At 70.2% G+C, this 7,489-nt stretch carries 9 protein-coding genes; 5 read left to right on the forward strand and 4 right to left on the reverse strand.

Going from position 1 to position 7,489, the window contains the following annotated elements:
- The first annotated feature begins 95 nt into the window (after positions 1-95).
- Together RDU12_RS00535 and RDU12_RS00540 are read left to right on the forward strand one after the other, a co-directional pair.
- Positions 96-728 (forward strand): outer membrane lipoprotein carrier protein LolA, encoded by a 633-nt coding sequence (locus RDU12_RS00535; RefSeq protein WP_300290338.1) that lies wholly within the window; start codon positions 96-98, stop codon positions 726-728.
- Between the two features lie 285 nt (positions 729-1,013).
- On the forward strand, positions 1,014-1,808 hold the full coding sequence (locus RDU12_RS00540) for an exodeoxyribonuclease III (protein WP_300290336.1): 795 nt from the start codon (positions 1,014-1,016) through the stop codon (positions 1,806-1,808).
- 7 nt (positions 1,809-1,815) lie between these two features.
- On the opposite strand, the gene RDU12_RS00545 is transcribed toward RDU12_RS00540, so the two are convergent.
- A complete protein-coding gene (locus tag RDU12_RS00545) occupies positions 1,816-3,225 on the reverse strand; it encodes an SLC13 family permease (protein WP_300290334.1) in 1,410 nt (469 codons plus the stop codon).
- 88 nt (positions 3,226-3,313) lie between these two features.
- Here RDU12_RS00545 and RDU12_RS00550 point away from each other — a divergent pair, with 88 nt between their 5' ends.
- Positions 3,314-4,153, forward strand: coding sequence for a hypothetical protein (locus RDU12_RS00550; RefSeq protein ID WP_300290333.1), 840 nt, complete (start codon positions 3,314-3,316; stop codon positions 4,151-4,153).
- Here RDU12_RS00550 and RDU12_RS00555 read toward each other — a convergent pair.
- Both RDU12_RS00555 and RDU12_RS00560 read right to left on the reverse strand, forming a co-directional pair.
- Positions 4,150-4,836 (reverse strand): response regulator transcription factor, encoded by a 687-nt coding sequence (locus RDU12_RS00555; protein ID WP_300290331.1) that lies wholly within the window; start codon positions 4,834-4,836, stop codon positions 4,150-4,152. The genes RDU12_RS00550 and RDU12_RS00555 overlap by 4 nt on opposite strands.
- Before the next feature lie 62 nt (positions 4,837-4,898).
- Complete coding sequence (locus tag RDU12_RS00560; RefSeq protein ID WP_308683953.1) at positions 4,899-5,615, reverse strand: YggS family pyridoxal phosphate-dependent enzyme; 717 nt, start codon at positions 5,613-5,615, stop codon at positions 4,899-4,901.
- On the opposite strand from RDU12_RS00560, the gene RDU12_RS00565 reads away from it, so the two are divergent.
- Positions 5,614-6,273, forward strand: a complete 660-nt coding sequence (locus RDU12_RS00565; protein ID WP_300293667.1) for a thiamine phosphate synthase — start codon at positions 5,614-5,616, stop codon at positions 6,271-6,273. The genes RDU12_RS00560 and RDU12_RS00565 overlap by 2 nt on opposite strands.
- On the opposite strand, the gene RDU12_RS00570 is transcribed toward RDU12_RS00565, so the two are convergent.
- Complete coding sequence (locus RDU12_RS00570; protein WP_308683954.1) at positions 6,270-6,671, reverse strand: NtrZ family periplasmic regulatory protein; 402 nt, start codon at positions 6,669-6,671, stop codon at positions 6,270-6,272. The two genes, RDU12_RS00565 and RDU12_RS00570, sit on opposite strands and share 4 nt — an antisense overlap.
- Before the next feature lie 332 nt (positions 6,672-7,003).
- Between RDU12_RS00570 and RDU12_RS00575 the strand changes: the two genes are divergently transcribed.
- Positions 7,004-7,471 (forward strand): DUF3576 domain-containing protein, encoded by a 468-nt coding sequence (locus RDU12_RS00575; RefSeq protein ID WP_300289294.1) that lies wholly within the window; start codon positions 7,004-7,006, stop codon positions 7,469-7,471.
- Positions 7,472-7,489 lie beyond the last annotated feature (18 nt).

Here is a 7,489-nt window from a genome sequence, read left to right on the forward strand (position 1 = left end):
CCCCAGCCTGACCATATTCAGGCTGGGGTCACGACCCCGCCAGACCCGTTCCGCAAGACGGTAGACCTCAACCATCCCGAACGGGAGAAGACACCATGACCGTCTCACGCCGCGCCTTTGCCCTTGGGTCCGCCGCCGTCGCCGCCGTCGCGGCCCTGCCGGCCCACGCCCAATCCAACCTGTCGGCCGAGGACCGAGCCGTCCTGGCCCAGGCCCAGACCTATCTTCAGGGCCTGACCTCGGCCCAGGGGACCTTCGTCGAATCCACGGGCGCCCAGCGCCGCGAGGGCCGCTTCTACCTGCAGCGCCCCGGCAAGATGCGGTTCGAATACACCACCCCGGCCGGCCTGCTGGTCGTCTCGGACGGTTCGAACGTGAAGCGCTACGATCCGCGCCTGAATGTCTTCCGCCAGGTGCCGCTGAGCCAGACCCCGCTGTCGACCTTCCTCGCCCGCACCGTCCGCCTGGACCAGGGCGTCCGCATTGACCGCGTGACCCGGATGGATTCGGGCGCCTTCGCCATCACCGCCCGGGACAATCGCCGACCCAATGACGGCTCGGTGGTCCTCGCCTTCGCCGGTAATCCGATCCGGCTGCAGGAGTGGACGATTGTCGACGCCCAGGGCGGCCGCACCCGCACCCAGCTGACCACCCTGCGTCCGGCTTCGGGCCTGGCGGCCAGCCTGTTCCAGCTGCGTGATCCGACCCAGCGGCCGCGTCGCAACTGACTCGCCCGCCGCGCGAGCTCGCCTTGACATTTTTTGTCGGGCGTGTTGTTTTGGCCACAGATCGGCGGGAGCCGGTCTGACCCGCTACGGATTTCATCCCCTTCCCGGCGGCGAGAGAGACGAACCTGAAACGCCCGGCCCGCAACGGCCGGGCGTCTCTTTGAGAGGAAGGGCGCTACCGCTCGCGACGCGGTCGCTCGCTGCTTGAGCGCTGCGCGAAGCGCCTGGAGCGCGCCGGGTCGAAAAGGCGGAGCCTTTTGGACGCGCTCCCACTAAGAACGCCTCATGCTTCGCATCGCCACCTGGAACATCAACTCCGTCCGCCTGCGCATCGATCAGGTCGCCCGCTTCGTCGAGGAAAGCGGAACCGATGTCCTGTGCCTGCAGGAGATCAAATGCCTAGAGGACCAGTTCCCCCGCGCCGCCTTTGAGGCCATGGGCCTGCCGCACCTGAAGATCGGCGGTCAGAAGGGCTGGCACGGCGTGGCCATCGCCAGCCGCAATCCCATCGACGAAGCCCCGAAACTGGACGTCTGCCGCGAGGGCCACGCCCGCTGCGTGGCGGCCATGGTCGACGGCGTCGAGATCCAGAATTTCTACATCCCCGCCGGCGGCGACGTGGCCGACCGGGCGCTGAACCCGAAATTCGATCACAAGATGGACTTCTACGAGCGCCTGACCGCCGAAATGGCCGGCCGCGACCGCCAGATGCCGCTGGTGCTGGCCGGCGACTTCAACATCGCGCCGGGCGAAAACGACGTCTGGAACCACCGCTACATGTCGAAGATCGTCAGCCACACCCCGCTGGAGGTCGAGACCCTGCGCCGGCTGCAGGCGGCCGGCGGCTTCTGCGACGTCGTCCGCGACCAGATTCCCGAACCCACGAAACTGGCCAGCTGGTGGAGCTACCGCGCCGCCGACTTCCGCAAGTCGAACCGCGGCCTGCGCCTCGACCACCTGTGGACCTCGCCCGGCCTGACCCCCGCCGTGGTCCCCGCCAGCGCCCGCATCCACGACACGGTCCGGGAATGGACCCAGCCCAGCGACCACGCCCCGGTGACGATGGATCTGGACGTCTAATCCGGCCCTAGAACGGGAAGAAGATCGGGATGGCGACCATCGCCGCGACCCATGTCACCAGGTTCAGCGGCAATCCGACCCGAACGAAGTCCATGTAGCTGTAATTCCCCATCTGGTAGACCAGCACATTGGTCTGATAGCCGAACGGCGTCGCGAAGGCGGCCGAGGCGGCCATCATCACCCCGACCAGAAACGGGCGCGGGTCGACGCCGAAGCTCTCGGCCAAGGCCACCGCGATCGGGGTGATCAGCACGGCGACCGTGGCGTTCGACAGCAGCTCCGTGGCGAACAGGGTCACCCCGTAGAGGATGAACAGCCCCACCAGCGGCCCGAAGGGTCGCAACACCTCGATCAGAACGCCCGCTCCGGTCGCCGCCAGGCCGGTGACCTCGATGGCGATGCCGACCACCACCATGCCGGCGATCAGCAGCAGGATCTCGGGCCTCAGCCCGGCGTAGGCCTCTTCCGGCGTGATCACCTTCAGCAGGATCAGGGCGACGGCGCCGGCGAAGGCCGCGGCGGCGATCGGCGCGAGCCCGAGCCCGGCCGCGGTCACCACGACGAGGAACACCCCGAGCGCGATCAACGAGCGGCGCAGGTCGAAGGGCCGGTCGGCCGCGCCGAACAGGGCCACGTCGCCCAGATGCGCGTCGCCCGAGCCGTCGTCGTTGGTCCGGGCCTCGCCCAGCTTTGGCAGGTTGAATGGCAGAATCCGCCGCCGCCGCGCTGCGGCCTCCGCCGCCTCCTTGCGCCGGTTCTCCTCCATCTCGGCCTGCCGCGCCTGTTCGGCCTCGTCCGCCGCCACGCTGCGCCCAAGCTGTCGCGCGCCCACGAAATAGAGCCACAGCCCGCCGGCGGCCGCGATGCAGAGGCCCACGGGGGTGATCTCGAACAGACTGAACACCGGCTGGCCGGCGTTGCGGGCCATGTCGTTGACCAGCAGATTGGTCGAGGTGCCGATCAGGGTCAGCAGTCCCCCGAGCACGGAAATATGGCTGAGCGGCATCAGGAACCGCTTCGGCGACAACTTCAGCGACGTCGCGACGTCGCGGATCACCGGCGCGGCCAGCACCACCACGGGCGTGTTGTTCAGAAATCCGCCCAGAACGCCGCACATGCCGAGCACCGCCCAAATGCCGATGGCGCCCACGCGCGAGGCCAGCGCCGTCGCCTGTCGGATCATCAACCCCAGAAGGCCGGACAGCTCGATCGCATAGGCGATGACGAACAGGCCCGCGAGGGCGATGACGGCGGGGCTGGCGAAGGCGGCCTGGACCTCGACCGGGCGCACCACGCCCAGCAGCAGCAGCGCCGCCGCGCCCGCAAGCGCCACCACGTCAGCCCGTACCCGCCCATGGATCAGCACACCGACCACGGTGACGAGCACCAGCAGAGCCGCGATCTGATCGAAAGTCATCCGCTCTGCTGCCCCTCCGGCCCCGGTCAGGTCAACCTTTTCAGGCCGGCCGTCCCCAATTGAGCGATTGACGTGCTAGGCTGGTTCCATGCTGAAACCGGTCTCGCCTGCTCGCCTGCCGGTCGTCGTGGCTGCGGCGGCTGGTCTTTTTGCAGCCTCCTGCCAGAGGGAGGCCGAACCCGTCGCGCCGCCGCCGGAGCCGTCCGCTCCCGCCGAAAGCTCGCCCGAGACTCCCGTCCGGCCCGCCGCACTGGATCGTCGCGAACTGCTCACCGCCATCAGCCAGGCGGCGTCGAACTACGCTTCGGGAGTGACGCCCACGACGGCGGACGCCCTCGTCGGGCGTCAGTTTGACATCCAGCTTGCCTTCGGCTGCGAGGGGGCCGAGACGCCGCCGGCCGACGGCGCCGGCGACGGTCTGGCGCGCTGGTCCTGGGGCCCTGAGCGCGAGACTCTCCGCCTCAGCCTGACGCCCGGGGACTGGACCCGATCGGCGCTGATCGCCGGTTCAGGCCAGGAAGAATGGGAGGCGGTCGAGGGATTCTGGGTCTCGCGGCCGTGGATGTCCGCCAACGGCTGCCCCTCGATCCGGGCCGATCCCCTGGCCAGCGGACCGTTCGCGCCGTCGCCCCAGACAGTCGGGCTGGCGGCGGTGTTCGAGAAGGGCGGCTCCCGTCTGGGCCGCCGCAACGGCCGCGCCTACGCCCATACCATCCGCCAGGCGGGCGACGCGCCCCTGGTCGCCCTGGACGCCGGCTACAGGGTGCGCCTGGAGGGTCGTATCGTGGCCTTCCCCGACGGACGGGCCATCCGCTGCCGGGCCGCCAACCCCAACCAGCGCCCGGTCTGCGTGGCCGCGACCCAGCTCGACCGGGTCGCCTTCGAAACCCCGACCGGCGAAACCCTCAGCGAGTGGCGGCCCGGCTAGGGCTGCAGCCGGTAACCGCCGGCATCGGTCAGCAGCAGCCGGGCCTGGCCGGGCTCCGGCTCGATCTTCTGGCGCAGCCGGTAGATGTGGGTTTCCAGGGTGTGGGTGGTGACCCCGGCGTTATAGCCCCACACCTCGGTCAGCAGTTCCTCGCGCGACACGGCCTTGGCCCCGGCGCGATACAGGTATTTGAGGATGCTGGTTTCCTTCTCGGTCAGCCGCACCTTCCGCGCCTTGTCGTCGATCAACACCTTGGCGGCGGGCCGGAACTCGTAGGGGCCGATGCGGAAGACCGCGTCCTCGGACTGCTCATGGCTGCGCAGGTGGGCGCGGATGCGCGCCAGCAGGACGGCGAACCGGAAGGGCTTGGTGACATAGTCATTGGCCCCCGACTCCAGCCCCAGCACCGTGTCGGCGTCCGACGCCTGTCCGGTCAGCATGATGATCGGGGTCGAAACGCCGTCCTTGCGCAACAGGCGGCAGGCCTCGCGCCCGTCCATGTCGGGCAGGTCGACGTCCAGCAGGATCAGATCGGCCCGGGTTTCGCGGCCCAGCTTCACACCTTCGGCCGCCGTCGCCGCCTGCACCGGCCGGAAGGCCTCGTGCAGGGCCAGTTGCTCCGCCAGCGCCTCGCGCAGGTCGTCGTCGTCGTCGATGATCAGGATCGTCTTGGGTGTGGGCATGGATACCAGAATGGCGAGCGTCGCCCGTTCCGCCAAGGGTTGGACCCCAAGCGGAGCGGTTTTCATTCCATAGAGGGTGTTTCGGAGCGGTTTCGTTCCCCGAACAGCGCCGATCCGACACGAACGTGGGTCGCGCCGAAGCGGATCGCCGTCCCGTAGTCGCCGCTCATGCCCATCGACAGGACCTCCAGCCCGTTGCGGCGCGCGATCTTGCGCAACAGCGCGAAATGCGGTCCCGCAGCCTCGTCCGCCGGCGGAATGCACATCAGCCCCTCGACGGCCAGTCCGCGGTCCCGCCCGTAACGGACCAGGGCGTCGGCCTCCTCCGGCAGGACGCCGGCCTTCTGGGGTTCGGCCCCGGTATTGACCTGGACGAGCACGCGGACGGCGCGCCCCGCCTTTTCGCCGGCGGCGGCCAGGGCGTCGGCCAGCTTCGGACGGTCCAGCGTCTCGATGACGTCGAACAGGGCGACCGCGTCCGCGGCCTTGTTGGTCTGCAGCGGGCCGATCAGGCGCAGTTCGAGGTCGGGAATCCTGTCCCGCAGGCCGGCCCAGTGCGTCTGCGCCTCCTGCACACGGTTCTCGCCGAACACCCGCTGGCCGGCCGCAATCGCCGCCGCCAGCGCTTCGGCCGGCTGGGTCTTGGTCACGGCGGTCAGCACGACCTCGTCCGGCCCGCGCCCGGCGCCGCGGCAGGCGTCGACGATCTGGCGGCGCACGGCGTCGAAGCGTCCGGCGATGCTGGACCCGGGGGCGGGATCGGGAGAAGAGGAGGCCATGAACCGGTCCGAAGCGGATATCCTGTGGGAGGTCGCCCGCGTCCTCGCACGGGACGCGGCCCATGTCAGCCGCGCCGACGGCCGGCCGCTCCCGAACCTGCCGCCCCTGCTGTTCTTCACCGACCCCGAACGCACGCCCCGCCCGTGGGAGACGGCGGCGCGCCTGCCGCCGGGATCGGGGGTGGTGTTCCGGTCGTTCGGGGCGGCGGACGCCCTTGAAACCGGCCTGCGCCTGCGCGAGGCGACCCGTCGTCGCGGCGGCCTGTTGCTGGTCGGGCTGGACCCCGATCTGGCCGAAAGACTCGAGGCCGACGGCGTTCATCTGCCGGAGCGGGCGCTCGATCGGGCGCCGTTCCTTTCTGCGGCCCGGCCGGACTGGCGGATCACCGGGGCGGTTCACTCGGCGAAGGCCCTGGCGAGCGTCGAGGCCCTGGACGCGGCGGTGCTGTCGCCGGTGTTCGCCGCCGGCGGAGCCTCGGCCGCTCGGCCTTCGCTCGGCGTCAGGGCGTTCAGCGATCTGGTCCGGAGCGCGCCCGTCCCCGTCTACGCCCTTGGCGGCGTCCATGGCGGCAATGCGCGCGATCTCATCGGCTCGGGAGCCTGCGGTCTGGCGGGGGTGTCGGCGATTCAGGCTGCGTTCGGCCCTGTCGACGCCTAGAAGCGGAAGATCGATTCCAGACGGAAGCGCGGCGCGGCCCGGCGGTCGGTCTGCGGCGCGCGGGCCGGATCGGCCTCAGGCTCTGCCAGGCCGGCCGTGGCGCCGACCCGCAGGCGCGGATTGACGCGATAGTAGGCCCCGGCCTCGACGTCGCCGAGATTGCTCTCGCGGCCGACCGGCTGGCTGAGATTCAGATCGAGGCCCCAGCGGCCGCGTTCGGTGAAACGGAGGCGGGACTGGCCCGAACTGGCCGCCGCACGGGCGGCCTGGGCTTCAGAGAGGGTGACGGCGGGCGCGCGGGTGCGCGACGCGGCGGCCTGGGCCGAGGCGGCGTCGGCCGCTGCGAAGAGCGTAAGCCCCGCGGCCAGTCCAGCGATGACGGCGCTCTTCTTGCGCATGTCCTGCCCTTTACGCCGCAACGGAGCCTCCGCTGCGGTCCATGTCAGCGATTAGACACCGCTGGTCAGCCCGGTCAACGAAACGTGGCCATTCACCCTGGGTTCCGCAAGACTCTGCAAGACTCCTGTGGCGCGAGCGTCACGCGTCGCAGGTCGCCCGGGACGGGTTCCCGCCCCCGGATCGCCGTCCCGCCGCCGCGCCAATGCGACTCCGCCTTGTCATCGCCCCTTTTCACCGTGTTATAGAGCGTCGCTTCGGCTCGGACCCTGTGGACCGGGCCGGCGCGTGCGCGGAAGGTCCGCCGCACGTCCCGATGGAATGGAGAGTCTCGATGGTGCTGGTTCGTGGCGCGACGGTCGCCCTGATCGCTTCGGGCGTGCTGCTGTCCGCCTGTTCAGCCGACCGCCCCTTCGGGCCGACGGTGGGCGACGTGTTCGGTTCGGGACGCGCCGCGCCCGAGGGCGCCAGTCAAACCGGCATCGGCGTCAACGCCTTCCTGTGGCGGGCCACGCTCGACACCCTCAGCTTCATGCCCCTGGCCAACGCCGATCCGTGGGGCGGCGTGATCAATTACGACTGGTTCACCGACCCCCAGACGCCGAACGAACGCTTCAAGGCGACAGTCTTCATCCTCGACACGCGGCTCCGCGCCGACGCGTTGAACGTCACCGTCACCAAGGAAGTGCGCGACGCGACCGGCGGCTGGGTCGGCGCGCCCGTCGCGGCCCAGACCGAGACCGATCTGGAGAACGCCATCCTCACCAAGGCGCGCCAGCTCAACCTGCAGAACGCCGGCTAACCCTCCCCGACCACCACG

The organism is Brevundimonas sp. (assembly GCF_031082345.1).
Taxonomy (GTDB): domain Bacteria; phylum Pseudomonadota; class Alphaproteobacteria; order Caulobacterales; family Caulobacteraceae; genus Brevundimonas.

Coding starts and splice junctions, on each gene's coding strand:
- RDU12_RS00565 (WP_300293667.1), top strand. CDS start 5,614: ATGAACCGGTCCGAAGCGGATATCCTGTGGGAGGTCGCCCGCGTCCTC.
- RDU12_RS00540 (WP_300290336.1), top strand. CDS start 1,014: ATGCTTCGCATCGCCACCTGGAACATCAACTCCGTCCGCCTGCGCATC.
- RDU12_RS00575 (WP_300289294.1), top strand. CDS start 7,004: ATGGTGCTGGTTCGTGGCGCGACGGTCGCCCTGATCGCTTCGGGCGTG.
- RDU12_RS00545 (WP_300290334.1), bottom strand. CDS start 3,225: ATGACTTTCGATCAGATCGCGGCTCTGCTGGTGCTCGTCACCGTGGTC.
- RDU12_RS00555 (WP_300290331.1), bottom strand. CDS start 4,836: ATGCCCACACCCAAGACGATCCTGATCATCGACGACGACGACGACCTG.
- RDU12_RS00560 (WP_308683953.1), bottom strand. CDS start 5,615: ATGGCCTCCTCTTCTCCCGATCCCGCCCCCGGGTCCAGCATCGCCGGA.
- RDU12_RS00570 (WP_308683954.1), bottom strand. CDS start 6,671: ATGCGCAAGAAGAGCGCCGTCATCGCTGGACTGGCCGCGGGGCTTACG.
- RDU12_RS00550 (WP_300290333.1), top strand. CDS start 3,314: ATGCTGAAACCGGTCTCGCCTGCTCGCCTGCCGGTCGTCGTGGCTGCG.
- RDU12_RS00535 (WP_300290338.1), top strand. CDS start 96: ATGACCGTCTCACGCCGCGCCTTTGCCCTTGGGTCCGCCGCCGTCGCC.